Source organism: Streptomyces griseosporeus (assembly GCF_014656055.1).
GTDB lineage: Bacteria > Actinomycetota > Actinomycetes > Streptomycetales > Streptomycetaceae > Streptomyces > Streptomyces griseosporeus.
Window position 1 is genome coordinate 284,309 of record NZ_BNBR01000007.1, and the last position, 26,476, is coordinate 310,784.

General features: G+C 73.6%; 27 protein-coding genes and 6 tRNA genes. 22 read left to right on the top strand and 11 right to left on the bottom strand.

Annotation, left to right across the window (positions count from 1 at the left end):
- The first annotated feature begins 59 nt into the window (after window positions 1–59).
- Both IE308_RS30480 and IE308_RS30485 read left to right on the top strand, forming a co-directional pair.
- A complete protein-coding gene (locus IE308_RS30480) occupies window positions 60–554 on the top strand; it encodes an RNA polymerase sigma factor (RefSeq protein ID WP_110626973.1) in 495 nt (164 codons plus the stop codon).
- A gap of 57 nt (window positions 555–611) precedes the next feature.
- A complete protein-coding gene (locus tag IE308_RS30485; RefSeq protein ID WP_110626972.1) occupies window positions 612–1,109 on the top strand; it encodes a GNAT family N-acetyltransferase in 498 nt (165 codons plus the stop codon).
- On the opposite strand, the gene IE308_RS30490 is transcribed toward IE308_RS30485, so the two are convergent.
- Both IE308_RS30490 and IE308_RS30495 read right to left on the bottom strand, forming a co-directional pair.
- Window positions 1,099–1,554, bottom strand: a complete 456-nt coding sequence (locus IE308_RS30490; protein WP_190220384.1) for a hypothetical protein — start codon at window positions 1,552–1,554, stop codon at window positions 1,099–1,101. The genes IE308_RS30485 and IE308_RS30490 overlap by 11 nt on opposite strands.
- Window position 1,555: 1 nt before the next feature.
- Window positions 1,556–1,915 carry a hypothetical protein gene (locus tag IE308_RS30495; protein WP_110626970.1) on the bottom strand — a complete coding sequence of 120 codons (360 nt, stop codon included), beginning with the start codon at window positions 1,913–1,915 and terminating at the stop codon, window positions 1,556–1,558.
- A 78-nt stretch (window positions 1,916–1,993) separates the two neighbouring features.
- Between IE308_RS30495 and IE308_RS30500 the strand changes: the two genes are divergently transcribed.
- The 9 genes from IE308_RS30500 (at window position 1,994) to IE308_RS30540 (ending at window position 14,647) form a co-directional block, all read left to right on the top strand.
- On the top strand, window positions 1,994–2,644 hold the full coding sequence (locus IE308_RS30500; RefSeq protein WP_110626969.1) for an HAD-IA family hydrolase: 651 nt from the start codon (window positions 1,994–1,996) through the stop codon (window positions 2,642–2,644).
- 387 nt (window positions 2,645–3,031) lie between these two features.
- Window positions 3,032–4,066, top strand: a complete 1,035-nt coding sequence (locus IE308_RS30505) for a methionine ABC transporter ATP-binding protein (protein WP_110626968.1) — start codon at window positions 3,032–3,034, stop codon at window positions 4,064–4,066.
- The gene (locus IE308_RS30510; protein WP_190220385.1) at window positions 4,063–4,800 is read left to right on the top strand and encodes a methionine ABC transporter permease; all 738 of its coding nucleotides are present in this window, start codon (window positions 4,063–4,065) and stop codon (window positions 4,798–4,800) included. Before IE308_RS30505 ends, IE308_RS30510 begins: the two co-directional genes overlap by 4 nt.
- 63 nt (window positions 4,801–4,863) lie before the next feature.
- A complete protein-coding gene (locus tag IE308_RS30515) occupies window positions 4,864–5,691 on the top strand; it encodes a MetQ/NlpA family ABC transporter substrate-binding protein (protein WP_110626966.1) in 828 nt (275 codons plus the stop codon).
- A gap of 155 nt (window positions 5,692–5,846) precedes the next feature.
- Window positions 5,847–6,485, top strand: coding sequence for a GNAT family N-acetyltransferase (locus tag IE308_RS30520; RefSeq protein ID WP_162655459.1), 639 nt, complete (start codon window positions 5,847–5,849; stop codon window positions 6,483–6,485).
- Window positions 6,486–6,571: 86 nt separating this feature from the next.
- Window positions 6,572–7,783: a precorrin-6y C5,15-methyltransferase (decarboxylating) subunit CbiE gene (cbiE, locus tag IE308_RS30525; RefSeq protein WP_110626964.1), complete on the top strand. Its 1,212-nt coding sequence runs from the start codon at window positions 6,572–6,574 to the stop codon at window positions 7,781–7,783.
- A 349-nt stretch (window positions 7,784–8,132) separates the two neighbouring features.
- Window positions 8,133–12,389 carry a nicotinate-nucleotide--dimethylbenzimidazole phosphoribosyltransferase gene (cobT, locus tag IE308_RS30530; protein WP_190220386.1) on the top strand — a complete coding sequence of 1,419 codons (4,257 nt, stop codon included), beginning with the start codon at window positions 8,133–8,135 and terminating at the stop codon, window positions 12,387–12,389.
- A 199-nt stretch (window positions 12,390–12,588) separates the two neighbouring features.
- On the top strand, window positions 12,589–13,827 hold the full coding sequence (gene cobA / locus IE308_RS30535; RefSeq protein ID WP_190220387.1) for a uroporphyrinogen-III C-methyltransferase: 1,239 nt from the start codon (window positions 12,589–12,591) through the stop codon (window positions 13,825–13,827).
- 4 nt (window positions 13,828–13,831) lie between these two features.
- Entirely contained in the window at window positions 13,832–14,647 is an 816-nt protein-coding gene (locus tag IE308_RS30540) for a TrmH family RNA methyltransferase (RefSeq protein WP_190220388.1), read from the top strand.
- A gap of 40 nt (window positions 14,648–14,687) precedes the next feature.
- Here the strand turns inward: IE308_RS30540 and IE308_RS30545 are convergent, their stop codons facing one another.
- The gene (locus IE308_RS30545) at window positions 14,688–16,094 is read right to left on the bottom strand and encodes a serine/threonine-protein kinase (protein ID WP_190220501.1); all 1,407 of its coding nucleotides are present in this window, start codon (window positions 16,092–16,094) and stop codon (window positions 14,688–14,690) included.
- 196 nt (window positions 16,095–16,290) lie between these two features.
- Here IE308_RS30545 and IE308_RS30550 point away from each other — a divergent pair, with 196 nt between their 5' ends.
- The 4 genes from IE308_RS30550 (at window position 16,291) to IE308_RS30565 (ending at window position 19,104) form a co-directional block, all read left to right on the top strand.
- Window positions 16,291–16,566 carry a DUF8836 family protein gene (locus IE308_RS30550; RefSeq protein WP_110626960.1) on the top strand — a complete coding sequence of 92 codons (276 nt, stop codon included), beginning with the start codon at window positions 16,291–16,293 and terminating at the stop codon, window positions 16,564–16,566.
- A gap of 197 nt (window positions 16,567–16,763) precedes the next feature.
- Window positions 16,764–16,961 carry a hypothetical protein gene (locus tag IE308_RS30555; RefSeq protein WP_110626959.1) on the top strand — a complete coding sequence of 66 codons (198 nt, stop codon included), beginning with the start codon at window positions 16,764–16,766 and terminating at the stop codon, window positions 16,959–16,961.
- 805 nt (window positions 16,962–17,766) lie between these two features.
- Window positions 17,767–18,723, top strand: a complete 957-nt coding sequence (locus IE308_RS30560; RefSeq protein ID WP_190220389.1) for a phosphotransferase enzyme family protein — start codon at window positions 17,767–17,769, stop codon at window positions 18,721–18,723.
- An 81-nt stretch (window positions 18,724–18,804) separates the two neighbouring features.
- Complete coding sequence (locus tag IE308_RS30565; protein WP_110626956.1) at window positions 18,805–19,104, top strand: TFIIB-type zinc ribbon-containing protein; 300 nt, start codon at window positions 18,805–18,807, stop codon at window positions 19,102–19,104.
- Between the two features lie 45 nt (window positions 19,105–19,149).
- Here IE308_RS30565 and IE308_RS30570 read toward each other — a convergent pair.
- The 5 genes from IE308_RS30570 to IE308_RS30590 form a co-directional block, all read right to left on the bottom strand.
- Window positions 19,150–19,221: transfer RNA gene (locus IE308_RS30570), tRNA-Val, on the bottom strand.
- Between the two features lie 30 nt (window positions 19,222–19,251).
- Window positions 19,252–19,323 (bottom strand) — tRNA-Val (locus IE308_RS30575).
- 44 nt (window positions 19,324–19,367) lie between these two features.
- Window positions 19,368–19,439, bottom strand: a tRNA-Val gene (locus IE308_RS30580).
- Between the two features lies 1 nt (window position 19,440).
- Window positions 19,441–19,514, bottom strand: a tRNA-Cys gene (locus IE308_RS30585).
- Between the two features lie 36 nt (window positions 19,515–19,550).
- A tRNA-Gly gene (locus IE308_RS30590) sits at window positions 19,551–19,623 on the bottom strand.
- A gap of 177 nt (window positions 19,624–19,800) precedes the next feature.
- Here IE308_RS30590 and IE308_RS30595 point away from each other — a divergent pair.
- The 3 genes from IE308_RS30595 to IE308_RS30605 all read left to right on the top strand — a co-directional run bounded on the left by IE308_RS30595 (window position 19,801) and on the right by IE308_RS30605 (window position 22,565).
- On the top strand, window positions 19,801–20,847 hold the full coding sequence (locus IE308_RS30595) for a chorismate-binding protein (RefSeq protein ID WP_190220390.1): 1,047 nt from the start codon (window positions 19,801–19,803) through the stop codon (window positions 20,845–20,847).
- The gene (locus IE308_RS30600; RefSeq protein WP_190220391.1) at window positions 20,844–21,665 is read left to right on the top strand and encodes an aminotransferase class IV; all 822 of its coding nucleotides are present in this window, start codon (window positions 20,844–20,846) and stop codon (window positions 21,663–21,665) included. Before IE308_RS30595 ends, IE308_RS30600 begins: the two co-directional genes overlap by 4 nt.
- 75 nt (window positions 21,666–21,740) lie before the next feature.
- Complete coding sequence (locus IE308_RS30605; RefSeq protein ID WP_190220392.1) at window positions 21,741–22,565, top strand: GNAT family N-acetyltransferase; 825 nt, start codon at window positions 21,741–21,743, stop codon at window positions 22,563–22,565.
- Between the two features lie 34 nt (window positions 22,566–22,599).
- Here IE308_RS30605 and IE308_RS30610 read toward each other — a convergent pair whose 3' ends face one another.
- The gene (locus IE308_RS30610) at window positions 22,600–23,157 is read right to left on the bottom strand and encodes a DsbA family protein (RefSeq protein ID WP_190220393.1); all 558 of its coding nucleotides are present in this window, start codon (window positions 23,155–23,157) and stop codon (window positions 22,600–22,602) included.
- 259 nt (window positions 23,158–23,416) lie between these two features.
- Here IE308_RS30610 and IE308_RS30615 point away from each other — a divergent pair, with 259 nt between their 5' ends.
- Both IE308_RS30615 and IE308_RS30620 read left to right on the top strand, forming a co-directional pair.
- Window positions 23,417–23,857: a hypothetical protein gene (locus IE308_RS30615; RefSeq protein ID WP_110636171.1), complete on the top strand. Its 441-nt coding sequence runs from the start codon at window positions 23,417–23,419 to the stop codon at window positions 23,855–23,857.
- A 137-nt stretch (window positions 23,858–23,994) separates the two neighbouring features.
- Complete coding sequence (locus IE308_RS30620) at window positions 23,995–24,213, top strand: hypothetical protein (protein ID WP_110626951.1); 219 nt, start codon at window positions 23,995–23,997, stop codon at window positions 24,211–24,213.
- A 49-nt stretch (window positions 24,214–24,262) separates the two neighbouring features.
- Here the strand turns inward: IE308_RS30620 and IE308_RS30625 are convergent, their stop codons facing one another.
- On the bottom strand, window positions 24,263–24,823 hold the full coding sequence (locus IE308_RS30625) for a CGNR zinc finger domain-containing protein (RefSeq protein ID WP_110626950.1): 561 nt from the start codon (window positions 24,821–24,823) through the stop codon (window positions 24,263–24,265).
- Between the two features lie 297 nt (window positions 24,824–25,120).
- Entirely contained in the window at window positions 25,121–25,534 is a 414-nt protein-coding gene (locus tag IE308_RS30630) for an SsgA family sporulation/cell division regulator (RefSeq protein WP_030011909.1), read from the bottom strand.
- Between the two features lie 191 nt (window positions 25,535–25,725).
- Between IE308_RS30630 and IE308_RS30635 the strand changes: the two genes are divergently transcribed.
- Entirely contained in the window at window positions 25,726–26,217 is a 492-nt protein-coding gene (locus tag IE308_RS30635) for a TIGR02611 family protein (protein ID WP_110626949.1), read from the top strand.
- Window positions 26,218–26,302: 85 nt separating this feature from the next.
- A tRNA-Val gene (locus IE308_RS30640) sits at window positions 26,303–26,374 on the top strand.
- The last annotated feature ends 102 nt before the right edge of the window (window positions 26,375–26,476 follow it).

Genomic DNA, 26,476 nt, shown 5'->3' on the forward strand with positions numbered 1-26,476 from the left:
GGAGTGAGCCGACGGCCGTCCGGGCAACCCACCGCCCGGGCGGCCGCGTCGTCCCGCACATGGACCACCCCCTGCTCACCGCCCTGCGCCCGTTGCTCACCGCCGAGGCCCAGGCCGAGGCGCACGCCCACGGCGCCGACCCCGCCGACCTCGAACAGTCCGTCTGGCTCCGGCTGCTGGAGCGCCTCGACGCCGGCGGCCCGCCGTCCGACCCGCCCGGCTGGCTCCGCCGGGCCGTCCGCGCCGAGGCCCGCCTGGTCCGGCGCACCACCTGGCTGGAACGGCCGTACGACGTCGAGCCCGCCGACGACCCGGGCCGCGACCCCGAGCACGTCCTGCTCGCCTCCGCCGCCCGCCGCGCCCTGCGCGACGCCGTGCGGCGGCTGCCCGGGCGCTGCCCGGGACTGCTGGAGGCGCTGCTCTCGCCGAGAGACCTCACCTACCGGGAGATCGCGGGGGAGTTGGGTATCTCACAGGGCTCACTCGGACCGGAACGTTCCAGATGTCTGGGATGTCTGCGTCGTTTGCTCACACCGGAGGTTGCGGCCCGCTGAGCGCGGGGATAGGAGTGGGGGACGACAGGTGATCAGGTGAGCGGGAGGCGTGCGCACATGGGCATGAGCGTGACCATCTCGGCGGCGACCGAGCAGGACGCGGAGCAGATCTTCAGGCTGCAGTACCTGTGCTTCCAGAGCGAGGCGGCGCTGTACGGCAACTACCGCATCGACCCGCTCGTCCAGACCCTCGACTCGGTCCGCGCCGAGGTCGCCTCCGACTGCGTCTTCGTGGCCCGGCTCGGCGACGAGGTCGTCGGCTCGGTCCGGGGCCGGGTGACCGAGGACGGCGCGGCCTCCATCGGCAAGCTCTGCGTCCACCCCCGCCTCCAGGGCCACGGGATCGGCGCCCGCCTGCTGCGTGCCGCCGAGTCCGCCCTCTCCGGGGAGCGCGGCGCCACCCGCTTCCGCCTGCACACCGGCCACCGCAGCGAGGGCAACCTGCGCCTGTACCGGCGCGTCGGCTACCAGGCGGTCGGGACCGTCGAGGGTGCCGACGGTGTCCGCATGATCGTCCTGGAGAAGCAGGCGGAGGCGTACGCCGCTACGGCGTGACCTCGTCGCCGTCGCCCTCGCCGCCGTTGCCGGTCCCGTCCGCGCGGTTCCTGCGCAGCCAGTACAGCGCGGACAGCGGCAGCAGCACGGGGATGAAGACGTACCCCATCCCGTACTTGGACCAGACCGTCGCGTCCGGGAAGGCCGACGGCTCCAGCACGGTCCAGGTGCCGACGATGAGCACACCCGCGAGTTCGGCGGCGCAGCACACCTGTGCCGCCCGGCGGGCCGTCTCGCCGCCGCGCACCAGGGAGTACGTGATGAAGCCGTACACCACACCCGCCACCGCCGACAGCGTGTAGGCGAGCGGCGCCCGGTCGAACTCGGTGGCGATCTGGAAGGCCGAGCGCGACACCGCGCCGACCACCATCACGCCGTAGAACCACACCAGCAGCATGCCGGGGCCGCTGATGAGCCGCTTCGGCTTCTCGTCCACCGTCGTCACCTCAGCCTCCCCAGATGTCGTAGAGCCGCACTTCCAGCACGGCCAGCACCACACCGCCGGCCGCCACCGTCACCGAACCCCAGCGAGTGCGCTCGGCCAGCGACATGAAACCCGCCGCCGGGACGCACGCGAAGGCGCCCAGCAGATACGCCACGAAGATCGTCGTGCCCTGTTCCGGCTTCTCGCCCCGCGCCAGCTGCACGATCCCGATCACCAGCTGGACCACGGCCAGCAGCGAGACCACGGCCATCCCGATGAAATGCCAGTCCTTCGTCGGCTGGTCACGGTAGGCCGCCCAGCCGCACCACGCGGCGAGCAGCAGCGCGGCGACACCGGTCACCAGCGTCAGGGCATCAAGCATGCAGTGACCTTATTACGGCCGGGACCGGGCACCGCCGCCGCCCCAGGGGTCTAGACCACAGGGCGTAGGGTCGAAGGCATGCACCTCCACGCCCACGCCCTCCTCTTCGACAACGACGGCACCCTCGTCTCCTCCCTCGCCTCGGTCCAGCGCTGCTGGACCAGGTGGGCGCGGGAGTACGGCATCACCCCCGAGGAGTTCGCGCGCGTCCCCCTGCACGGGCGGCCCGCCGCCGAGATCGTCGCCGACCTGCTGCCCGCCGAGGTCGTCCCGGAGGCGGTCGCGCGCGTCGAGCAACTGGAGGTCGAGGACGTGCCCGGCGGGGGAGTGGAGCTGCTGCCCGGCACCCGCGCCTTCCTCGACGCCCTGCCCGCCGAACGCTGGGCCGTCGTCACCTCCGCCACCCGCCGCCTCGCCGAGGCCCGCCTGGACGCCGTCGGCATCCTGCCCAAGACGCTCATCGCCGCCGACGACATCACCCGCGGCAAGCCCGACCCCGAGCCCTACCTGCTCGCCGCCCGCCGGCTCGGCGCCGACCCCGCCCGCTGCGTCGTCTTCGAGGACGCCCCCGCGGGCCTCGCGGCCGGCCGGGCCGCCGGCATGACCACCGTGGCGTTGGCCACAACCCACCCCGCCCACGAACTCGACGCCGACCTGGTGGTGGACGACCTCTCGGCCTTGTCCGCACTGGTCACCGACACGGGGGTGGAGATAGCCGTCCGCCCCTGACCGCCGGCCGACGCCCGCCCGCACCTGTCCATCGCTGTCCACTATCCGGACAGCGATGACCGGTAAGGAGCGTCGGTCTGCTTTACTGACCGCATGACCACGACGAGCAGCCGCATCCTTGCGACCGAGGCGACCATGACGCCCGGTGCTCGTTGTCTGTGTCGAATGTGCGCCTTCTAGAGGGCCCCTGCACCACCTGAGCCTCGCGCCCCGAAGCGAGCCGCCGTAGCACGTCCGTACGGCCCGATCCGTACGCGACGCACGCCGCCCCGCGCACATGTTCTCCCCCGGTTCCACGCCACCGCGAGAACCGTGCCGCGTTCCCGACCGAATGCACCCCGCACGGGCACACCCGCGCCCGCGCACTCGACAGTGACGGAAACCCCAGTGATCACCACATCGGGCCTGAGCAAGGTCTACCGCTCCCGCGGCCGCGAGGTCACCGCGCTGGACGGCGTCGACCTCCACGTCCGCGAAGGGGAGGTGTTCGGCGTCATCGGCCAGTCCGGCGCCGGCAAGTCCTCCCTCATCCGCTGCATCAACCTGCTGGAGCGTCCCACCGCCGGCACCGTGACCGTGGACGGGCAGGACCTCACCGCCCTCGCCGGCCGCGGCCCCCGCGCCGGCCGGGAACTGCGCCGCGCACGCAGCCGGATCGGCATGGTCTTCCAGCACTTCAACCTGCTCTCCTCACGGACCGTCCAGGACAACGTCGAACTGCCCCTGGAGATCCTCGGCAAGTCGGGCAAGGAGCGTTCCGCCAAGGCGCTGGAACTCCTCGACCTCGTCGGCCTCGCCGACAAGGCGGGCGCCTACCCCGCCCAGCTCTCCGGCGGCCAGAAGCAGCGCGTCGGCATCGCCCGCGCCCTCGCCGGCGACCCGAAGGTGCTTCTCTCCGACGAGGCCACCAGCGCCCTCGACCCGGAGACCACCCGCTCCATCCTCCAGCTGCTGCGCGACCTCAACCGGCAGCTCGGCCTGACCGTCCTGCTCATCACCCACGAGATGGACGTCGTGAAGTCGATCTGCGACTCCGCCGCCCTGATGGACAAGGGCCGCATCGTCGAGTCCGGCACCGTCGGCGAACTCCTCGCCACGCCCGGCTCCGAGCTGGCCGCCGCCCTGTTCCCGGTGGGCGGCGACGCCTCCGGCGCCGACCGCACCGTCGTCGACGTCACCTTCCAGGGCGAGGCCGCGACCCAGCCCGTCATCTCGCAGCTGTCGCGCACCTACAACATCGACATCTCCATCCTCGGCGCCGCCATCGACACCGTCGGCGGCCTGCAGGTCGGCCGCATGCGCATCGAGCTGCCCGGCCGCTACGAGGACAACGTGGTGCCGATCGGCTTCCTGCGCGAGCAGGGGCTGCAGATCGACGTGGTCGGCCAGGAGGCCGTGCTGGTGAAGGAGGGCGCGAAGTGACCTGGTCCGAGATGCAGCCGCTACTGGAGCAGGCGTGTAGCGAGACGCTGGTCATGGTCGGCTGGTCCACCCTGATCGCGGTGGTCGCAGGCCTGCCCGTCGGCATCCTGCTCGTGCTCACCGACCAGGGCGGCCTGCTGCAGAACACGGTCGTGAACAAGGTCCTCGGGCAGGTCGTGAACATCGGCCGCTCGCTGCCGTTCATCATCCTCATGGTCGCCCTGATGAACTTCACCCGCTGGGTGACCGGCACGACCATCGGCAGCGAGGCGGCCATCGTGCCGCTCGCCGTCGGCGGCATCCCGTTCTTCGCGCGCCTGGTCGAGACGGCCGTCCGCGAAGTGGACCACGGGCTCGTCGAGGCCGTGCAGGCCATGGGCGGCAACACCTGGACGATCGTCCGCAAGGTCCTCGTCCCCGAGGCACTGCCGTCGCTCATCGCCAGCACCACGACGACGATCATCGCGCTCATCGGCTACTCGGCCATGGCCGGCACCGTCGGCGGCGGCGGACTCGGCGACCTCGCCGTCCGCTACGGCTACCAGCGCTTCGAGACCGGCCTGATGTGGATCACCGTCGCCATCCTCGCCGTCGTCATCTCCCTCATCCAGTTCGCCGGCGACTACGCCGCCCGCTCCCTGCACCGCCGGGGCAACCGCTCCGGCGCCGGGCCGAAGCTGCGGCTGCTGAAGGCCAAGGAGCCCGCCGCGGCCGACATCAGCAAGGTCGCGTAACCCCACAGACTCCCCGTCCACCTCACGACGGGGTCGCACCACCCATAAGGAAAGGCACTTTTCGTGCGTAACACCGCCAAGATCACCACCGCCGTCCTCGCCGCCGGAGCCCTCACCCTCGGGCTCACCGCCTGCGGCGCGGACAAGGACTCCGCCTCCGACAAGAACGGCCCCCTCGTCGTCGCCGCCAGCCCGGTCCCGCACGCCGAGATCCTGAACTTCGTCAAGGACAACCTGGCCGAGAAGGCCGGCCTCGACCTGGAGGTCAAGGAGTTCACCGACTACGTCACGCCGAACACGGCGACGGAGGACGGCTCGGTGGGCGCCAACTACTTCCAGAACCAGCCGTACCTCGACGACTTCAACAAGAAGAAGGGCACCCACATCGTGCCCGTCGTCACGGTGCACCTGGAGCCGCTCGGCCTGTACTCGCACAAGGTGAAGAAGGCCGACGAGCTGAAGAGCGGTGCGACCGTCGCCGTCCCCAACGACACCGTCAACGAGGCCCGCGCGCTCAAGCTGCTCGCCGCCAACGGGATCATCACCCTCAAGGACGGCGTCGGCAACGAGGCCACCCCCGCCGACATCGTCAAGAACCCCAAGAACCTCAAGTTCAAGGAGCTGGAGGCGGCCCAGACCCCGCGCTCCCTGGACGACGTCGACGCCGCCGTCATCAACGGCAACTACGCCATCGAGTCCGACCTCAAGCCCGCGAAGGACGCCCTCGTCCTGGAGTCGCCGAAGGACAACCCCTACGGCAACTTCCTCGCGGTGAAGAAGGGCAACGAGAACGACCCGCGCGTGCAGAAGCTGGCCAAGCTCCTCACCTCGCCCGAGGTGAAGAAGTTCATCCAGGACAAGTACGCCGGCTCCGTCCTCGCCTCCTTCTGAGCCCACACGCCCGCCGAGGCCCGCGAGCCACGGGGTCCGCTCCCACGCCGGGAGTGGACCCCGTTGTGCGATTCAGTGGTTACATGCTGCATGCTGGGCAGTTCAGCAGGCCTGACGGTCTCGCAGGTTTTCTCCCGAGGGTTACGGAGTGGCGCATGACTGGCACCTTCCCCAACATCTCCATCAGCACGGAGCGGTTGGTGCTGCGTCCCCTCGAAGGGGACGACGTGCCCGCCCTCGCCGAGATGATGAACGACGAGCAGGTCGCCGCCTGGACCGACGTGCCCCAGCCGTTCACCGAGGACGCCGCCCGGCACTGGATCACCCAGTACGCCCCCGCCGAACGCGCCGCCGGACACGGCCTGGACCTCGCCGTCACCGAGTTCCTCACCCAGCGGCTCGTCGGCATCGTCCAGCTCACCAAGACGAACTGGCACGTCCGCTCCACCGAACTGTCGTACATCATCGCCCCCTGGGCCCGGGGCGAGGGCTACGCCTCCGAGGCCGCGCTCGCCACCGCCCACTGGCTCTTCCGCGACCAGGCCTTCGAACGCATCGAGCTGCGCACCGCCGCCGACAACACCGCCTCCCAGCAGGTCGCCCAGAAGATCGGCTGCATCAGCGAGGGCGTGCTGCGCAACGCCTGCATAGCCCACGTCCGCACCGAGGACGGCACCTGGACCGACGTGCGCACCGACTTCATCGTGTGGAGCCTGCTCCCGGAGGACATGGAAGGCTCCGACGAGCAGTTCGCCGACATCGGCGGCTTCGCCACCTACGCGGACTGGAACTGAGCGAGCGCCGCCCACCAGGTACCCTCGGAGCCCCACCCGTGGATTCGCACCCCTGACGACCTGCGCGAACCTGGAGACTGACGACGATGGCCGACCGGGTCACGGTGATCGGCTGGGACGGCTCGCCGCTGACCGCCACGGCACGCGCCGCCCTGGGTGCCGCCACGCTCGTGGCCGGCGCCGCCCACCACCTGGCACTGCCCGAAGTACCCCCCACCGCCGAACGCGTCCGCCTGGGCAGCCTCACGCTCGCCGCCCGCCGCATCGCCGCCCACCGCGGCACCGCCGTCGTCCTCGCCGACGGCGACCCCGGCTTCTTCGGCGTCGTACGCACCCTGCGGGCCCCCGAGTTCGGCCTGGAGGTCGAAGTCGTCCCCGGCGTCTCCTCCGTCGCAGCGGCCTTCGCCCGCGCCGGCATGCCCTGGGACGACGCCCAGGTGGTCGTCGCCCACCCCCGCACCCTGCGACGCGCCGTGAACGTGTGCCGCGCCCACACCAAGGTCGCGGTCCTCACCGCCCCCGGCGCCGGCCCCGCCGAACTCGGCCTGCTCCTGGACGGCGTCCACCGCACCTTCGTCATCTGCGAGGAACTCGGCACCGAACGCGAGCAGGTCACCGTCGTCACCTCCGACAAGGCCGCCGACCACACCTGGCGCGACCCCAACGTCGTCATCGTCGTCGGCGGCCGCATCGGCGCCGCCGAGGGCGGCGGCTGGATCGCCGGCCGCGACCCCGCCGCCGGCCCCCGCGGCTGGACCCTGCCCGCCGGCGCCTACGACGGGGACCTCGGCGAGGGCGAGACCCAGCCCCTGCGCGCCGCGCAACTCGCCCGCCTCGGCCCGCGCACCGGCGACCTCGTGTGGGACATCGGCTGCGGCTCCGGCGCCTTCGCCACCGAGGCCGCCCGCGCCGGCGCCGCCGTCCTCGCCGTCGACCGCGACCCCGAGGCCTGCGCCCGCACCGACGCCGCCGCCCGCCGGCACGGCGTCCAGCTCCAGATCGTCCACGGCACCGCCCCGCACGTCCTGGAGGACCTGCCCGAACCCGACGTCGTCCGCATCGGCGGCGGGGGAGCGGCCGTGGTCTCCGCGGTCGCCGACCGCCGCCCGCAGCGCATCGTCACCCACGCCGCCACCCGCGACGAGGCCGAACTCGTCGGCCGCGACCTCACCGAACACGGGTACGACGTCGAGTGCTCCCTGCTCCAGTCCGTGGAACTCGACACCCGGCACTGGACGGAGACGGAGCGGAGCGTGGCGTTCCTGCTCAGCGGGGTTCTGCCGGACCGCGCCCCGTGATCCTCTTGTCGTATCGCGCGCGGTAGGCTGGCCGATCGTCGTACCGCATCCGGTCGTCCGGCACTACGTCGGCCAATGTCCGGAAAACGCGCTCCTTTTGGGGTGAGTGTGGTACGGCAGAACCCGAGGACGCGCAACGTGGCGCAGTCCACAGCGGCCTGTCGCGGATCATGCTGTCGCGACGGCGCAACGGCTACGACAATGCCACTCAATGGCTTTGTCGCCTTTTCCGGGCGGGTCGTTCGTGCCGCTGGGCACGCACGCTCGTTCTTCACTGCGGGGCGGTCGGTGCGCCGTTTCCGGGTGAGCTGGTCGTAGAGGCACTAACCGATTTGGGCGAGGGGTACGCATGACCGACACCGGCCAGGTCCCGGGCGAGGGGCTGCCGGAGAACGCAGGCACGGTGGAACAGCCGGGCGTCACCGCGCCCGCTGCGTACACCCACCTCTCCGAGACCACCGCCGAGGACGAAGACCTGCTGCTGCCCGGCTCCGGCGGAGCCTGGGGCAACGAGGTGGCGCCGCCCGCGCCCGAGCCGGTCGTGGAGGCCGTGCACGAGCCGGGCCCGCACGAGCTGTCCGGCCGTGACAGCGGCTCCGTCGACCTCGGCGGCGTGCGCCTGCCGAACCCGACGCCGCGGCCCACCGCCCCGACGGTGCCGATCCCGCCGATCACCCCGCGCCGGCCGCTCCACCTCGGCCCGCCGATCCCGGACGCCTCCGCGAGCCCGGTCCGCTCGCTGGCCGACCGCGGCCCCGCCGGCGTCCCGGCCCGCCAGCCCGGCCCGCCCACCACCGGACCCGAGTACCTCGACGTCCCGCCGGTGCGCGAGGCCGCGCCGCAGGGCGCCGCACCGTGGCCCGCGCAGGCCCAGGCGGCTCCGGGGGCGACGACTGCGGAAACGGTTGTTCCGGCTCCCCAGCCCGAGCCGGTCGGCGCCGCCCAGGCCGCCGTGGCCCGTCTCACCTCCGAGGCGGCCGCGGCCACTGGCCAGACGGGACAGATTCCGACGGCGGCCACGACCGCCGAGGCCGCGGACGGCCTCCAGGCCGCCGCTCCCGCACCGGCCCCGGAGCCGCAGGCCGCGCCCGGCGACGCGGCGGTGGCGTCCGCCGAGACGACGGGCGGTACGGCGGAGACGGCGACGCCCGCTCAGGGCGTGCCGGTGGCGGATGTCCCCGAGGCCGGCCCGGTGCCGGAGGCTGCCGACGCGACGGCGGCGGAGGGCGTCGCGCAGGCGCCGGAAGCGGCGGTGGCCGCCGCGCCCGAGGTGACCGTAGGCCAGGAGGCTGTGACGGCTCCGGCTCCGGCCGCCCCGGAGGCCGGGACGGTTCCGCCAGCGGAGGCTGCCCCTGGGGATGTGGCCGAGGCTGTCGCCGGGGGCGCGCCCGAGGCTGCTGCGGTGCAGACCGCCGAGACCGCCCAGGCCGCTCCCGAGGCGCCCGAGGCTGCCGCGGTGGAGGCCCCCGAGGTCGTCCTCGCGGAGGCTCCTGAGGTCGTCGCCGCACCCGACTCTGAGGGTGTTCCCGCGCCCGAGGGTGTCATCGTGCCGGAGGCCGCGCCCGCCGCCGAGGCGCCGGCTCCCGACGCCGCTCAGCCTGTCGTACAGGCACCGACCGAGGCCGCCCCGGACATGGCGGAGCCCGTCGCGGCTGCCGTCGAGGCGGCGCCCGCGCCGGAGGCGACTCCGGTGGCCGAGCCCGTCCAGGCGGCCGAGAACGCTCAGGCTGCCCCCGCCGAGCCCGTTGGAGCGGCTGCCCCCGCTGCCCCGGAAGTCGCGGCTCCCGCGGCGGCCGAGCAGGCGGAGGCGGTCACGCCGGAGGCCGTACCGGCTGCCGAGACGCCTGCTCCTGAGGCGCCTGCCGCCGAGCCGACCGCTCCCGTCGCGGTGGCTGCTCCTGAGGCACCCGCGCCTGAAGCCCCTGTCGGCGAGCCGACCGCTCCCGCAGAGCCTGCCGAGGTGTCTGCCGCTGAGGCACCCGCGCCCGAGGCCGCGGTCGCCCCCGACGCGACCGCCCCCGAGGCGGCTGCCGTCGCGGCCGACGTGATGCCGCCTCAGATGGCCGCGCCTGCCGCGCCCACCGCGGACACCCCCGAGGCCGTTCCCGCGCCCCAGGTGCCGTCCGCGGAGGACGCCCCGCAGACCCAGCCCGCCGACGCGGTGGAGGCGGCACCCGCTCCCGAGGCAGTCGCCGACGTGGCCGAGCCCTTGGCGCAGCCGGCCGAAGCCGAGGCCCCGGCCCAGCCCGCCCCGGAAGCCGTACCGGTGCCCGCCCCCGAGGCCGTGGCCCACCCTGACGCCGTACCGGTCGCGGCCCCCGACGCCGTACCCGCTGCGGAAGCCGCACAGCCCCTGACCCCGGAGGCCGCACCCATGGCCGAAGCCGCTCCGGTCGCGGCCCCCGAGCCCGTGGCCACCCCGGAAGCCGCCCCGGCCCCCGAGGCCGTACCCGCAGCCGCGCCCCAGCCGGTTCCGGCCGAGCAGCCGCAGCCCGAGGTTCAGGCTCAAGGACCGGCCCCCATCGCCACCCCCTCCGTCCAGATGGCGGACGCCGCCGTCCAGCAGGCGGCCGCCCCCTTCCCCCCGGACGGGACCCCGCAGCCGATGGGCCAGTTCGTGCCGGTCGAGGGCACCGTGCCCACCACCCCGCACCTCGCCCCGACCCCGCCGCACGCCCTCACGCTCCCGGTGGAGGAGCAGCAGGTGTCCGGCCCCGTCACCGTGCCCGCCCCGCGCGAGGCCGAGGCGGGCGACGGCGTCGTACAGAACGCCGAGGACCTGCGGACCAGGGCCGAGGCCCAGGACGACCAGGCAGAGCAGGACGAGCGGGAAGAAGGCACGGCCGCCGTGGCAGACGCACCCCAGGCCACCGGCCCCGCCGCCCCGGCCTACGACGACGCCGAACGCGAGGCCGTCCTCAAGGTCATGCGTGAGCGCCGCGACATCCGCAACGGCTTCCGCAGCGACCCCATCCCGCACGAGGTGCTGCTGCGCGTCCTGGAGGCCGCGCACCACGCCCCGTCGGTCGGCCACTCCCAGCCGTGGGACTTCGTCGTCATCCGGTCCGCCGACACCCGCCGGGCCATGCACGAGCTGGCGATGCGTCAGCGCGAGGCGTACGCCAAGTCGCTGCCGAAGGGCCGGGCGAAGCAGTTCAAGGAACTGAAGATCGAGGCCATCCTCGACACCCCGGTGAACATCGTCGTCACCGCCGACCCGACCCGCGGCGGCCGCCACACCCTCGGCCGCCACACCCAGCCGCAGATGGCGCCCTACTCCGCCGCGCTCGCCGTGGAGAACCTGTGGCTCGCCGCCCGCGCCGAAGGCCTCGGCGTCGGCTGGGTCAGCTTCTTCGACGAGCGCGAGATGGTCCGCGCACTCGGGCTCCCCGAGCACCTCGAAGTCATCGCCTACCTGTGCGTCGGGTACGTCGACGAGTTCCCGGACGAGCCCGAGCTGATGCAGGCCGGCTGGTCCAAGCGCCGCCCGCTGTCCTGGGTGGTCCACGAGGAGACGTACGGCCGTCGCGCCCTGCCCGGGGAGGAGCCCCACGACCTGCTTGCCGAGACCGTCGCGCAGATCCGCCCGCTGGACGCCAAGGCGCTCGGCGAGGCCTGGGAGCGCCAGAAGCGCATGACCAAGCCCGCCGGCGCGCTCGGCATGCTGGAGATCATCTCCGCGCAGCTGTCGGGCCTGTCCCGGCAGTGCCCGCCGCCGATCCCCGAGCCCGCCGCCGTCGCGATCTTCGCCGGCGACCACGGGGTGCACGCCCAGGGCGTCACTCCCTGGCCGCAGGAGGTCACGGCGCAGATGGTGGCCAACTTCCTGGGCGGGGGAGCGGTCTGCAACGCCTTCGCCAACCAGGTCGGTGCCGAGGTGTGCGTCGTGGACGTCGGTGTCGTCGCCGACCTGCCGGCCACGCCGGGCCTGCTGCCGCGCAAGATCCGCGGCGGCACGTCCGACATGACCACCGGCCCCGCGATGACCCGCGAGGAGGCCAAGAAGGCCATCGAGGTCGGCATCGAGACCGCCCGCGACCTGGTGGCGGCCGGCAACAAGGCGCTGCTCACCGGCGAGATGGGCATCGCCAACACGACCGCGTCCGCCGCGCTGATCTCCGTCTTCACCGGCGCCGACCCGGCCGAGGTCACCGGCCGCGGCACCGGCATCAACGACGAGACCCTCGCCCGCAAGACCGAGGTCGTCCGCCGCGCGCTGGAACTGCACCAGCCCGACCCGGCCGACCCGGTCGGCGTCCTCGCCGCGATCGGCGGCTTCGAGCACGCGGCCATGGTCGGCCTGCTGCTCGGCGGTGCCTCGCTGCGCACGCCGGTGATCCTGGACGGCGTCAGCGCCGGTGCCGCGGCCCTGGTCGCCCGGGCCATCGCCCCCGAGGTGCTGGCGGCCTGCATCGCCGGTCACCGCAGCGCCGAGCCGGGGCACGTGGCCGCGCTGAACAAGCTCGGCCTGCGCCCCCTGGTCGACCTGGACCTGCGCCTCGGCGAGGGCACGGGCGCCCTGCTCGCGCTGCCGCTGGTGCAGTCCACGGCCCGGGCGATGCACGAGGTGGCGACGTTCGACTCCGCGGGCGTCACCGAGAAGTAGGAGACCTCTCGCGACCCCGCGCGAGCCCTCGCAACCTCGCGCGACGCGAGCCCTCGCGCCCCCGCGTACGGGTGGCCCGGCGTTCACCTGCCGGACCACCCGTGCCGTCCGCCCCGCCCACCGCCTAAAATCCGCACGTCAGGGCCGCTCCGGAGCCGCAGCGCGCCCCACCGCACCGCTGCACGAGGAGCCGTCCCTCATGGCCGAACACCCCGCCTACCCCGTAGGACTCCGCCTCACCGGCCGTCGCGTGGTCGTCCTCGGCGGCGGCCAGGTCGCCCAGCGCCGCCTGCCCGCCCTGATCGCGGCCGGCGCGGACGTCCACCTCGTCTCGCCCGAGGCGACCCCGTCGGTCGAGGCCATGGCCGACACCGGCGAGATCACCTGGCACCGCCGCCCCTACCAGGACGGCGACCTCGCCGACGCCTGGTACGCCCTGATCGCCACCAGCGACGCGGCCGCCAACCACGCCGCCTCCGCCGAGGCCGAACGCCACCGCGTCTGGTGCGTCCGCTCCGACGACGCCGACGCCGCCACCGCCTGGACCCCGGCCACCGGCCACAGCGAGGGCGTCACCGTCGCCGTACTCACCACCGACGCGCGCGGCCGCGACCCCCGCCACACCGCCGCCATCCGCGACGCCGTCGTCGAGGGCCTGCGCGACGGCACCCTCGTCGCCCCGCACCACCGCACCCGCACCCCCGGCGTCGCCCTCGTCGGCGGCGGCCCCGGCGACCCCGACCTGATCACCGTCCGCGGCCGGCGCCTGCTCGCCGAGGCGGACGTCGTCATCGCCGACCGGCTCGGCCCGCGCGACCTCCTCGCCGAGCTGCCCCCGCACGTCGAGGTGATCGACGCGGCGAAGATCCCCTACGGCCGTTTCATGGCCCAGGAGGCCATCAACAACGCGCTCATCGAGCACGCCAAGCAGGGCAAGTCCGTCGTACGCCTCAAGGGCGGCGACCCCTACGTCTTCGGCCGCGGCATGGAGGAGCTGCAGGCGCTCGCCGAGGCGGGCATCCCCTGCACCGTCGTGCCCGGCATCTCCAGCTCCATCTCCGTCCCCGGCGCGGCCGGCATCCCGGTCACCCACCGGGGCGTGGCCCACGAGTTCACCGTGGTCAGCGGCCATGTGGCCCCCGACGACGAGCGGTCGCTGGTCGACTGGCCGTCGCTCGCCAAGCTCACCGGCACCCTCGTGATCCTCATGGGCGTCGACAAGATCGGGAAGATCGCCGAGACGCTCGTCGCGCACGGCAAGTCCCCCGACACCCCGGTCGCGCTCGTCCAGGAGGGCACCACGGCCGCCCAGCGCCGCGTCGACGCGACCCTCGCGACGGTCGCCGAGACGGTCCGCGCCGAGGAGGTCAAGCCGCCCGCGGTCATCGTCATCGGCGAGGTCGTCACGGTCGGCCCCCGCCCCGGCACCGGGCAGTGACGCCATGGCCGAACTGATCACCGTCGAGGACCCGGCCGACCCGCGCCTGTACGACTACACCGGCCTCACCGACGTCGAACTGCGCCGCCGCCGCGAACCCGCCGAGGGCCTGTTCATCGCCGAGGGCGAGAAGGTCATCCGGCGGGCCACCGACGCGGGCTACGAGATGCGCTCGATGCTGCTGTCGGCCAAGTGGGTCGACGTCATGCGCGACGTCATCGACGAGCTGACGGCGCCCGTGTACGTCGTCACCCCCGACCTCGCCGAGCAGGTCACCGGCTACCACGTGCACCGCGGCGCCCTCGCCTCGATGCAGCGCAAGCCCCTCCCGGCAGCCGGCGAGATGCTGGCCGGCGCCCGCCGCGTCGCGGTCATGGAGGCGGTCAACGACCACACCAACATCGGCGCGATCTTCCGCTCGGCCGCCGCGCTCGGCATGGACGCGGTGCTGCTCTCCCCGGACTGCGCCGACCCGCTCTACCGGCGCAGCGTGAAGGTGTCGATGGGCGCGGTCTTCTCCGTGCCGTACGCCCGCCTCGACACCTGGCCGCAGGGACTGGAGGCGGTCCGCGAGGCCGGCTTCACCCTGCTCGCGCTCACCCCCGACGAGCAGGCCCGGGCCCTCGACGAGGTCGCCCCGCACACCATGGACCGGGTCGCGCTCATGCTGGGCGCCGAGGGCGACGGCCTGTCCCGCCGGGCCATGGCCGCGGCCGACGCGCTGGTCCGCATCCCCATGTCCCACGGCGTCGACTCCCTCAACGTGGGCGCGGCGGCCGCGGTGGCGTTCTACGCGGTGGCGACGGGGCGGCCCCGGTAGCAGCGGCCGCGCACAGCCGCCCTCTCCGGCGGCACGTGGGTCAGTCGCCCCGCCCGGCCCCGGTGCGGTCCGGCCCCGTCTGGTGCTGCTGCGTGTGTACGACGCCGTCGCCGCCGCCGAGGCCACGCGCGGGGCCCTCGCAGCCCTGCACCACGCCGATGCCGAGGGCGACCAGCAGTGTCACCACGACGAACACGAACAGCCGCTGGCGCAGCAGCCGCGGGTTGGCGGGCCTGAGGCCCGTCCCCGTGTGCCGCTGCGTGGGCCGCCCGGAACCACTGCGCGGCGCCGGCCGGCTGCCCGAACGCGGACCGCCGGAGCGGCCGGCGGGCGTGGGCCGGGACCCCGGCCGCGAGGACGGGCCGCCGCTGCGCACGGCACCGCCGCCCCCGCGCGCGCCCGTGCCGCCCCGCGACGGAACCCCGCCCCGGGCCGCGGCTCCGGGCCGCGAACCGGTGGAGCCGCGCGGCGGAGTGCCCGGACCGCCGGGGCCGCCCGGGCCGCCCGGCTGGCCCTGCGGGCGGCGGGTGCGCTCCGGATAGCTGGTCTCGGCGAGCCGCCCCGTGGGCCGGTCCGCCTCGCCGGCGCGCGGCGCGGGCGGGCGCACGTCGGTCGGCCCCTGCGCCTCGCGGGTGGCGATCTCCTTCAGCCGCAGCGACAGCTCCAGCGTGCTGGGCCGCTCCTCGGGGTCCTTCGCCAGACACGTCCGGATCAGCGGAGCCAGCGCGTCCGGTACGCCGTGCAGCTGGGGTTCCTCGTGGACGACGCGGTAGAGCATCACCTCGGAGCTGCCGTGCCCGAACGGTGAGTCGGCCATGGCGGCGTAGGCGAGCGTGGCCCCGAGCGAGAACACGTCGGTCGCCGGGGTGACCGCGGCGCCGCGCACCTGCTCCGGGGCGAGGAAGCCGGGGGAGCCCACGGCCGTGCCCACGTGCGTGAGCGTGGAGGCGCCGGTCGCCCAGGCGATGCCGAAGTCGATGATCCGGGGCCCCTTCGGGGACAGCAGGATGTTCGACGGCTTCAGGTCGCGGTGCACGACCCCGGCCTCGTGGACGGCGACGAGCCCCTCCGACAGCGCCGCGCCGATGGCGGCCACGTCCGCGGCGCCCAGCGGGCCCTCCGCGGCGACCTTGTCGTGCAGGGACGGGCCGGGCACGTACTGTGTGGCGAACCAGGGACGCTCCGCCTCCAGGTCCGCGGCGACGAGGCGGGCCGTGCAGCCGCCGCGGATGCGCCGGGCGGCGGAGACCTCTCGCGCGAACCGCGACCGGAACTCCTGGTCCTCCGCGAGGTCGGGCCGGATCACCTTCAGGGCGACCCGCTGGCCCTTCTTGTCGGAGCCCAGGTAGACCACACCCATACCGCCCGCGCCGAGCCGTCGGTGAAGCCTGAACGAGCCGACGACGCGCGGGTCCTCGCGCCTCAGGCGCATCATCGCCATGTTCATCCCCGCTGCCCGGTCCGTGTGACGTGCCACAGCTTACGTTTCCCCGGCCGCTCGCGCGCAGAGGCCGCGCCCTCTCGTCCCGGTGGATTGTCAGTGGTGGGTGGGACACTTGAAAGGTGGTCAGAGGGCGGGGAAACCAGGGCCTTTTGGGCGTCGCTGCTGCTCAACCACCCGTTGCGGAAGGGGGATTGGGCCCGTGAAGGGTGACCGCGTGGAGATAGTCGTGGACGCCGGGGACACGACGAGGACGTACGAGGTGGTCGCGAGCAGGGCGGGCCGCCGGGTGGAGACGGCGGTGCGGCGGGGGGTGGTCGAAGTGAGCGAAGTCACGCGGAGCGGGACGGTCGTCCGGACCGCGCGCTTCATGGCGAACCGGGTGCTGGCGCTGGTCGAGCAGCCGGTGCCGCGGGAGGACGGTTCGGAAAAACCGGGCGGGAGCGGGCGACCCCTCAGGGAAGACCCCGAGACCTAGGCCGTCGTCTCCACCCAGGGGAGTAGTCCGCAGGTGACGGCTCATCCTCGGGGAGGCCCGGCAATCGGTACGAGGGCATGACGTGCGGCGCGCGCGGCGGACCTAGATTTGAGGTCAAGCGGCGGGTGCAGCACTCGTCCCCCGAGGTCAGACGCCCGCCGCTGCCAACGACAACCGACACGGTCAGGAGAGGGACCATGGCCCACACGGCACCGCGGACCGCGTTCCGCACGCAGGGACGGACCCCGTCCCGTGCCCGCCGTACGGGCCGTCGCCACCCGCTGGTGGCGACCGCGATGGTCCTTCCCCTGGCGGCCCTGCTCGTGTACGCCTTCGGCGGCTGGGAGGCAGTGGTCACACAGGCGTCGTCCGTGGGCGTGATGCTGGGGCGCTGAGCGGCGACCCCAGGCCCGGAAGAGCGGTCCGGGCGGGGACATCCACCCATGAAACCCCGTGGGGACGGGGGTGCGGCGGACGGCAGAATGCCGGCGCAGCTGGGGAGCTGCGCCGGCATTGCTTTGCCTGCGGGCGGGGGTGCCTCGCTGGCTTTCCTTTGTGTGCGGGCCGGTGGGTGGCCGGTCGCGCAGTTCCCCGCGCCCCTGAATGCCTGCGGCGGCCCGTGCGGGTGTGTGGGTGGCTGGTGTAGCGCGCTCTGCTGGTGGTGGGGTCGGGGCCGCGCCGGGGGGTGTCCGTCCTCGGTGCGCCGCTGCGTCGGTCAAATCCTTACCGCCACTTTCCGCCGCCCGCTGCGGGCGGACACCCCCCGACACGTCCCCTTCTCGCCGCGGGCGACTGCAGCCCGCGATGCCATCCCACGTAGCTGGGGGCAGCCCCACCGCCAGCCCGGGGCCCACCCGGCAGCAGCGGGCCGCCCCCCGACCTAGCAGCGGGCAGCCGCCCCCCTGGAACGCCCCTCCGGCGTAGCTGCGGGCAGCCGCCCCGCCGACTTAGCTGCGGGCAGTCGTGCCGCTGGGGCGGCACGGGTGGGCGCAGCGGCACCCCGTTGGCGCCGGGCTGCGCCGCCCACCCCCGGCCCGCACCAGCGCCGGGTGCCGCATCGGCAAGGCTCACGTCCCCCGGCCGGCCAGGGGCAGCTGGGGCTCCGCGACCCGGCCCGCGTCGGCAAGTGCAGGACTTGTCAGCCGACCCCCACCCCGCCCCCGTACCCTCGGCACAACGTCACCGCCGCCCAGAGGACCCATGCCCCCACACCTCCTCCCCGCCCTCACCGCCACCGCGAGGGCCCGCGCGCACCCCGAGGGCACCCCCTGCTCCGCCTGCGGCGCGGCCACCCTCGCCGATCGCCCCGATGCCACCGTCGTCCGGCACGCCGGCACCGTCGTGAAGGCCCACGCCCCCGGCACCGACCCGGACCAGCTCACCGCCCGCCTCGCCACGGCCGCCCACCTCCCCGGCGTCCTCCTGCCCCCGCTCACCCCGGCCGCCGCCGACCTGCACGGCCGCCTGGTGAGCTGCTGGCCCTACGGCGCACCGGTCGACCCCGACGACCCGGACGCCGCCCCCTGGGAGGCCGCCGGCACGCTGCTCGCCCGCCTCCACCGGGCCGAGCCGCCCACCGCCCTGCCTCCCATGCGCGGCCCCGCCAAGGCCGCCCGGGCCGTCGCCCGGATCGCAGGGCGGGGTGAGGACCCCGGGCCCACCGGCATCGTGCTGCGCGCCTGGTCCGCCCTCCCCGCCTGGGCCCGCGCCGAGGCGCCCATGCCCGGCCCCGCCGCCCTCTGTCACGGCGACCTTCACCTGGGCCAGCTGGTCCGCCACCCCGCCCCCGACGGGCCGTGGCGGCTCATCGACGTCGACGATCTCGGGCTCGGCGTCCCGGCCTGGGACCTGGCCCGCCCGGCGGCCTGGTACGCCTGCGGCCTGCTGCCGCCCGAGGAGTGGAGCCGCTTCCTGGCCGCCTACCGGGAGGCCGGCGGACCCGCCGTGCCCGCGGACGGCGACCCCTGGCCCGCCCTGGACGTCCCCGCCCGCGCCCTCACCGTGCAGGGCGCGGCCCAGGCGATCGTCCGGGCCGAGCGGGACGGGCGGCGGGCGCTGGACGAGGTGGAGCAGGCCCTCGTGGACGCGTGTGCGCGCATGGTCTCCCCGGTCCCGGTTTCCGTCCCTGCCCAGTTGCCGCCCGACTCACCGACGTAGGGTGCAACCGACCGCCGCCGGACGGAGTCTGTCCAGGCGAAACGCGAAGCAGGACCGACGGGCGAGGAGTTGACCCGAACCATGCAGTGTCCGAAGTGCCACGCGCCGATGCACACCTACAACCGCAACGGCGTCCAGATCGAGCAGTGCAGCAACTGCCGAGGGATCTTCCTGGACTACGGCGAGCTGGAGGCGCTGACCCGCCTGGAGTCCCAGTGGTCCCAGCCGGCCCCGCCCCCGCCCGCCGCCCCGCAGGCGTACCCGCCGGCCCCGCCCGCCCCGGCCTGGGGCGCCCCGCAGCACGGCGGTCACGGTGGCCACGGCGGTCACTACGGTCACCACCGTCACAAGAGCTTCGGACACATGCTCTTCTCCAGCTGAGCACAGCGAGAAGCCCCCGGTTCGAGAACCGGGGGCTTCGGCGCGTGGACGATACTGGGATTGAACCAGTGACCTCTTCCGTGTCAGGGAAGCGCTCTCCCGCTGAGCTAATCGTCCGCGAGACTGTGACCCGAGAGTCACAGAGCGTGCGCGATACTGGGATTGAACCAGTGACCTCTTCCGTGTCAGGGAAGCGCTCTCCCGCTGAGCTAATCGCGCGGGGTGATCTTCGAGAAGATCATAAGGCCTTCGAGAAGACCCAGTGGACGATACTGGGATTGAACCAGTGACCTCTTCCGTGTCAGGGAAGCGCTCTCCCGCTGAGCTAATCGTCCTTGGAGGTGGAGACGGGATTTGAACCCGTGTAGACGGCTTTGCAGGCCGTTGCCTCGCCTCTCGGCCACTCCACCAGGAGTGTAGGGGATCGGGATCCCCCTCTTCCTTCGAGCGGACGACGAGGCTCGAACTCGCGACCTCAACCTTGGCAAGGTTGCGCTCTACCAACTGAGCTACGTCCGCCTGTCGTTTCGGTCCGCTTCCGCGTCCCGGCGACGTGTTGAACTCTAGCGGATTCCTGGGCCAGCACAAAAACGCGTTTGCGCAGCGTGCTGCGGTGCGTCTGCGGAAGGACCTGCTCAGGCCCCCGCCGGGACGCTCCGGGGCCACCCCGCGGACACCCGCCCTAGACTCGACAGCGTGCTCGACCTCCCGCCTCTCGCCCGCTTCGGCGACCGTGTCGCCACCGGTCTCATCGATGTCACCAGTGATCCCTCGGCGCTGGACTCCACCGGCTTCTGGGCCGTCGCCGCGGACTTCGAGGGCCGTCTCACCTGCGCCCGCTTCCGGGACGTACGGGAGGAGCCGGTGCCCGCGCCGGTACCGGGGCGGTGGCGCGGGCCGGCCGCCGAAGACTGGACGTCCTCCCTGGACCGCGCCGCCTACACCGCGGGCGTGCGCCGCGTCCGGGACCACATAGCGGCCGGCGAGGTCTACCAGGCCAACCTCTGCCGTGTGCTGTCCGCGCCCGTCGCGCCGGACGCCGACGTGGACGAGCTGACCGCGCTGCTCGCCCGCGGCAACCCGGCGCCTTACGCGGGAACGATCCGGCTGCCCCGGCACGGTGTGGAGATCGCCACCGCGTCACCCGAGCTGTTCCTGCGGCGGGACGGGCGGATGGTGGAGTCGGGGCCGATCAAGGGCACCGGGCGGACCGAGGCGGACCTGCTGGAGAAGGACTACGCCGAGAACGTGATGATCGTGGACCTGGTCCGCAACGACATCGGTCGCGTCTGCGCCACCGGCAGCGTCACCGTGCCCGACCTGTGTGCGGTCGAGAAGCATCCGGGGCTGGTGCACCTGGTGTCGACCGTGCGCGGCGAGCTGCGCGACGGGGCCGGGTGGGCCGAGCTGCTCGACGCCGCCTTCCCGCCCGGGTCCGTCACCGGGGCGCCGAAGTCCAGCGCGCTGCGGATCATCGACGCGCTGGAGACGGCGCCGAGGGGCCCGTACTGCGGTGGCATCGGGTGGGTCGACGCCGACCGCGGCACCGGCGAGCTGGCCGTCGGCATCCGTACCTTCTGGATCGACCGCGAGGAGGGTGTGCTGCGCTTCGGCACCGGCGCCGGCATCACCTGGGGGTCCGACCCGGAGGGGGAGTGGCGGGAGACCGAGCTGAAGGCCGCGCGGCTGCTCGCGGTAGCGTCGGGGGCGTACGAGGTGAGTGGAGAGGGACTGACGACGTGAAGATCTGGCTCGACGGCGGACTGCAGGACATCGAGTCCGCCCGCGTCTCCGTCTTCGACCACGGGCTGACCGTGGGCGACGGCATCTTCGAGACGGTGAAGGCGGTGGACGGCAGGCCGTTCGCGCTCACCCGCCATCTCGACCGGCTGACCCGCTCCGCGCGCGGCCTCGGCCTGCCCGACCCCGACCTCGACGAGGTCCGGCGGGCCTGCGCGGCGGTCCTGGAGGCCAACCCGATGCCGCTCGGCCGGCTGCGGATCACGTACACCGGCGGCCACGGCCCGCTCGGCTCCGACCGCGGCGAGCACGGCCCCACCCTCGTGGTCGCCCTCGGGGAGACCGCGCGGCGGCCCGACTCCACGGCCGTCGTCACCGTCCCCTGGACCCGCAACGAGCGCGGCGCCCTCACCGGGCTGAAGACGACCTCGTACGCCGAGAACGTCGTCGCCCTCGCCCGCGCCCACGAACACGGCGCCACCGAGGCGCTGTTCGCCAACACGGTCGGGCAGCTCTGCGAGGGCACGGGGTCGAACGTCTTCGTCGTCCTCGACGGCGAGATCCACGCCCCGCCGCTCGCCTCGGGCTGCCTCGCCGGCATCACCCGGCAGCTGGTGATCGAGTGGACCGGCGCCAAGGAGACCGACCTGCCGCTCGACGTGCTGGAGCGGGCCGAGGAGATCTTCCTGACCTCCACCCTGCGCGACGTGCAGGCCGTCCACCGCGTCGACGCGCGCGAACTGACCGGCACGCCCGGTCCGGTGACCGCCAAGGCCATGCGGGTCTTCGACGAGCGGGCCGGCGCCGACCTGGACCCGTGAGCCCGCGTCAACGGGATCCCCTGAGCCTGTCTTAACCGGATGACGGGGCGTGGCCCGACGGGTAGAACACCCGTGATGACCACGACCCTGCGGCCGGCCGAGCCGCTACAGCGGAACGCCGACGGGACCCGTTCACGCCGCTACCAGGTGTGCGTGAACAGCCGTCCCGTCGGCTCCATCCACCTCGGGACCTCGCCGTTCTTCGGTGACTCCGTCGCCCGCATCGAGGACCTGCGGATCGACGAGCCGGACCGCCGGCGCGGCCGCGGCACGGTCGCCGCGCTCGCCGCCGAGGAGGTGGCGCGCAGCTGGGGCTGCCGGCGGATCGAGACGACGGTCCCCGCCGACGCCGGCGAGGCCCTGCGGCTCTTCGAGGCGCTCGGATACGTCCGCCGCAACCGCGGCATGCAGAAGCGGCTCGGGGACACCCCGCCGGAGCTGCCCGCGGGCAGCGTGGGCCGGCCCATGGACGAGGCCGAGTTCACGCGGTGGCTCGCCTACGAGGCGGAGCACTACGCCCGTGTGTGGGTCGAGTGGGGCGTACCCGAGGACGAGGCGCTCGCCCGGTCCCGCCAGGACCACGAGCGGCTGCTGCCGCGGGGGCGGGACACGGAGAACATGCTGTTCAGCGTGGTGGAGCACGAGGGCACCGTGGTGGGCACCCTGTGGCTGGCCCTGCAGGGCGACGAGGCGTACGTCTACGACGTCGAGGCCGACGCCGCCCACCGCGGCCGGGGACACGGCCGCACGCTCATGCTGCTGGCGGAGGCCCAGGCGATCGCCGCCGGCCGGCGCGTCCTGCGCCTCAACGTCTTCGCCGGCAACACACCGGCCGAGCGGCTGTACGAGTCCCTCGGCTACGAGACCGTGCGGCACACCCTCTTCAAGCAGTTGCTGTAGGGGACACGGGCACGGCACGCCTACGGGGCGCGGGTCAGTTCCCCTCGCCGCCGGTCAGGAGCCGGTCCGCGATCTCCTCGATGCGCCCGCGCAGCCCCTCCTGGCTCTGACCGCCGTCGAGCCGCTCGCCGCCGATGACATAGGTCGGCGTGCCGGTCACGCCGATCGCCTTGCCCTCGGCCTGGTCCGCGTCGACGATCAGGATGTGCCGGCCGTCGATCAGCGCGGTGTCGAACTCCTCCGCGTCCAGGCCGAGTTCCCCGGCCACCTCGACCAGGAAGGGCTCGCCCCGCCGGTCCAGCTCCTCCACCCGGGCGAGCACCGCCTCGACGTACGGCCAGCCCTGCCCCTGCTCGGCCGCCTCCTCAGCGGCCTGCGCCGCGGCGAAGGCGTGCTTGTGCTTCTCCAGCGGGAAGTGCCGCAGCCGCACCTCCAGCCGGTCGCCGTAGCGGGCCCGCAGCGCGCGGACGTCGTCCAGGGCGGTACGGCAGTCCGGGCACTGCAGCTCGCACCACACGTCGAGGACGACCGGGGCGGCGGGGGTGCTGGGGGTGTCGGAAGCGTCGGGGGAGGACACAGGGGACTCGCTCATGGGCCCAGTCTTCCAGCAGGCGCGGACAGCACCCAATCCGCCGGCCCGGACAGGCGGTCCCGGTACGGCGGCCACGGCACGGACGGCTGCTGCGGCCTCCCTGACACGGCGGCTGGGGTACGGCGCCCACCGGCACCTGCGGAGGAGGCGACCCGGAGATGTCCCTGATGTCCGGCCGGAGCATGGCCCGGCGAGGCCTGGGCGGTGCAGGATGGAAGGACGAACCGCCCCTGCCCGCCGCGCCCGCCTGGAGGACCGGATGATTGCCGAGACCGTCTGTTCCGCCGTCTCCGCGGCCGGCCTGGGCATCGCGGCGGTCACGGCGTACCGCAAGCGGTACCTCACCGCGGCCCGGATCGCCGCCTACGCCCTGGTGCCGCTCGGCCTGGTGATGACCGGCGTCGTCGAGTGGGCCGCCGACACCGCCTTCAGCCCCGTGGCCTGGGCCGGCGTCGCCGTGCTCGGCGCGGCCTGGGCCCTCTTCGCCACGACCCGGGCCGTGGAGCGCCGCCGCGGCGGTACCCGCGCCGAGCGCAGGGAAGCCCGCCGGGCGCAGCGCGAGGCGGTCGCCCCGGCGGCGTCCGAGCCCTCTCTCGGCCCCGGCACCCGCCCGGCCGCCCGCCCCGCACCGGCTCGCCGCGCGGAGCCCGCGGAGGACTTCTCCGACATCGAGGCCATCCTCAAGAAGCACGGCATATGACGGCCGCGCCCCGCGGCTGAAACGTCACAGGGGGATCACGCCGTTTCCGAAGCGGTCACGGTCGGTACCCGGCCCGGTCGCGGAAGATCACGACCTGAAACGGACATCGCGGAATCCGGCGAAGGACCGCTCATTCCGTGTGTGGTGATCGCGCCCGGCCGGTCGGCTGCGCCATCATCGCCCGCGAGATGCTGGACACGCCAGAGCTGGACACGACACAGAGCGAGACCGCGCCGCCGCAGGACGAGCCGCGCGGGTGTCTCTTCGCCCTATCCCAGCCACCGCTGATGATCTTCCTTGCGGTGATCGGGTCCCTGCTGCTCATGGCCGCGCTGCACGACCTGCTGCTGCTGTGAGCCGTATCCGCGGTCCCCGGCGTCACCCGCCGGGTACCGCGTTCCGGCGTCAGCCCGCGGCCTCCTTGCGGCGGGCCCGGTAGGCCGCCACATGCAGGCGGTTGCCGCAGGTGCGGCTGTCGCAGTACCGGCGCGAGCGGTTGCGGGAGAGATCGACGAAGGCCCGCCGGCAGTCCGGCGCCTCGCAGCGCCTGAGCCGCTCCTGCTCGCCCGCCACGACGAAGAACGCCAGCGCCATGCCGCAGTCCGCCGCGAGATGATCGGCGACCGACGCGCCCGGCGCGAAGTAGTGCACATGCCAGTCGTACCCGTCGTGGTCCGTCAGACGGGGGGTGGTGCCCGCCGCGGCGACCAGCTCGTTGATCAGTCCGGCGGCGGCCCGCGGGTCCGGGGCGGCGAAGATCCCCGCGAACCTGCCGCGGACCCTGCGCACGGCCGACAGATCGAACTCCGACAGCACACCGACATCGCTGATGTCGTGCTTTCGCACGAAATCCGCGAGAGCCGCGACGTCCGGCAGCCCGTCCGGCGCCGTGTCGTCCTCCGGCGCGGTGTTCACCAGATCCACCACGGCGTCCAGCGCACACCGGGTGTCGTGGGTGATCAGCACGATTAGCTCCCTGGCCTGAGGGTCGGGCGGGCGCCCGCCGATGCTGGCCGATGGTAGTGGCTTCCGGCCGCTGCGCACCGGCCGCGCCTTCCGCGGATGCCGTCGGATCCCGATGGATGTGCCGGTAGAACGTCGCCGGCGCCCCCGGGGTTCCCGCGGCCTCCCTCACGCACGCAGACCGGCGCCGCCCCGTGGTGACCCACGGCGACGACGCCGGCGCATGCCGTATGCGGTTGTTCTGGCCCGAGCCGTCTCCCCGAGTGGACGGCGCCGGGCTGTCTGGGTGAGGGCCTCGGCCTAGCTCTCGGCCAGGATGTGGGAGAGCTCCTTGTCGAGGTCGAAGTGGCGGTGCTCGGTGCCCGGGGGGACAGCGGCGTCCGTCCGCTTCAGGAACGACTCCAGAGCGCGGGCCGGGGCCTCGAGCAGCGCCTCGCCCTCGGGAGAACTCAGGGCGATGCAGACGACGCCCTGGCCATGGCTGCGCGAGGGCCAGACACGGACGTCGCCGGTGCCGGTGGGACGGTGAAGCCCCTCGGCGAGGAGGTCGCGGGCGAACACCCACTCGACGGTCTCCTCGGCTCCGGTGTGGAAGGTGGCGTGCACGGCGTAGGGGTCGGCCGTGTCGTACCGCAGGCCTGCGGGGACAGGCAGGGAGGACTCGCTCGACACAACGAGGCGCAGGTGCAGCTCGCAGCTGACCGTGGTGTTCATAAGCGCCAGGGCCTTTCGCTCAGTGTGCGCTCGGGGATTCGCACGTCGGCGAAATCGACATGCCACCTACGGTGGCGTTGTAAACCCCTCTGAGTGTTTTGCCTGTCTTTACGTAACTCTTCCGGCCGAGAACCCCTTCGCGCGGTACGACCATTCCGGTGACTGGTTTCTCTCCGGTAGGGTTTCTCCGTATGAATACGGGGAGTGACGAGCCGGGCGAGGGTGCCGTGGCGACAGACGGGGCGAAGGTGAGCGAGGAAAAGGCCGGCGAGACGTCCGGACGGGCGGCCGACGAGGCGAGTGACCACCAGGGGCTCGGATCCCGGGCGCCGGAGTTCATCAAGGCACGGCGGGCGCTGCACCTGAGCTGGCAGGTCGGCGTCTTCGTGGTGGGCCTGGCGGTCGTGGTGGCCGGCATCATCATGCTGCCGCTGCCCGGACCCGGCTGGGTCGTGATCTTCGGTGGCATGGCGATCTGGGCGACCGAGTTCGTCTGGGCCCAGCTGGTGCTCCGCTGGACCAAGCGCAAGGTCACCGAGGCGGCGCAGCGCGCCCTCGACCCCAAGGTGCGCCGCCGCAACATCACCCTGACGGTGATCGGCCTGGTGATCATCGCCGCCCTGGCCGGTGTCTACCTGTGGAAGTTCGGGGTCGTCATGCCCTGGAAGATCAAGGACCAGTGACACGCGCGGCGGTGGCGGCGCCCGCCGCCACCGCCGGGGTGGTCACAGGCACCCCCTGACATGGGGTAATGTTCTTCCTGCGCCCGGGCGATTAGCTCAGTGGGAGAGCGCTTCGTTCACACCGAAGAGGTCACTGGTTCGAACCCAGTATCGCCCACCGGGAAACACCGGCCCGTCTGCGAGAAGCAGGCGGGCCGGTGTCGTTGTGCGGGGCTCGTGTACGGAGTGTGGTCGCGGACGGCACCCACCACCGCTCCCC

What these genes read in the sequence shown, in the direction of transcription:
- IE308_RS30480 (WP_110626973.1), top strand. Translation starts at nt 60, where the DNA reads ATGGACCACCCCCTGCTCACCGCCCTGCGCCCGTTGCTCACCGCCGAG.
- IE308_RS30485 (WP_110626972.1), top strand. Translation starts at nt 612, where the DNA reads ATGGGCATGAGCGTGACCATCTCGGCGGCGACCGAGCAGGACGCGGAG.
- IE308_RS30495 (WP_110626970.1), bottom strand. Translation starts at nt 1,915, where the DNA reads ATGCTTGATGCCCTGACGCTGGTGACCGGTGTCGCCGCGCTGCTGCTC.
- IE308_RS30500 (WP_110626969.1), top strand. Translation starts at nt 1,994, where the DNA reads ATGCACCTCCACGCCCACGCCCTCCTCTTCGACAACGACGGCACCCTC.
- IE308_RS30520 (WP_162655459.1), top strand. Translation starts at nt 5,847, where the DNA reads ATGACTGGCACCTTCCCCAACATCTCCATCAGCACGGAGCGGTTGGTG.
- cbiE (WP_110626964.1), top strand. Translation starts at nt 6,572, where the DNA reads ATGGCCGACCGGGTCACGGTGATCGGCTGGGACGGCTCGCCGCTGACC.
- cobT (WP_190220386.1), top strand. Translation starts at nt 8,133, where the DNA reads ATGACCGACACCGGCCAGGTCCCGGGCGAGGGGCTGCCGGAGAACGCA.
- cobA (WP_190220387.1), top strand. Translation starts at nt 12,589, where the DNA reads ATGGCCGAACACCCCGCCTACCCCGTAGGACTCCGCCTCACCGGCCGT.
- IE308_RS30540 (WP_190220388.1), top strand. Translation starts at nt 13,832, where the DNA reads ATGGCCGAACTGATCACCGTCGAGGACCCGGCCGACCCGCGCCTGTAC.
- IE308_RS30545 (WP_190220501.1), bottom strand. Translation starts at nt 16,094, where the DNA reads ATGAACATGGCGATGATGCGCCTGAGGCGCGAGGACCCGCGCGTCGTC.
- IE308_RS30555 (WP_110626959.1), top strand. Translation starts at nt 16,764, where the DNA reads ATGGCCCACACGGCACCGCGGACCGCGTTCCGCACGCAGGGACGGACC.
- IE308_RS30560 (WP_190220389.1), top strand. Translation starts at nt 17,767, where the DNA reads ATGCCCCCACACCTCCTCCCCGCCCTCACCGCCACCGCGAGGGCCCGC.
- IE308_RS30565 (WP_110626956.1), top strand. Translation starts at nt 18,805, where the DNA reads ATGCAGTGTCCGAAGTGCCACGCGCCGATGCACACCTACAACCGCAAC.
- IE308_RS30605 (WP_190220392.1), top strand. Translation starts at nt 21,741, where the DNA reads ATGACCACGACCCTGCGGCCGGCCGAGCCGCTACAGCGGAACGCCGAC.
- IE308_RS30610 (WP_190220393.1), bottom strand. Translation starts at nt 23,157, where the DNA reads ATGAGCGAGTCCCCTGTGTCCTCCCCCGACGCTTCCGACACCCCCAGC.
- IE308_RS30615 (WP_110636171.1), top strand. Translation starts at nt 23,417, where the DNA reads ATGATTGCCGAGACCGTCTGTTCCGCCGTCTCCGCGGCCGGCCTGGGC.
- IE308_RS30630 (WP_030011909.1), bottom strand. Translation starts at nt 25,534, where the DNA reads ATGAACACCACGGTCAGCTGCGAGCTGCACCTGCGCCTCGTTGTGTCG.
- IE308_RS30635 (WP_110626949.1), top strand. Translation starts at nt 25,726, where the DNA reads ATGAATACGGGGAGTGACGAGCCGGGCGAGGGTGCCGTGGCGACAGAC.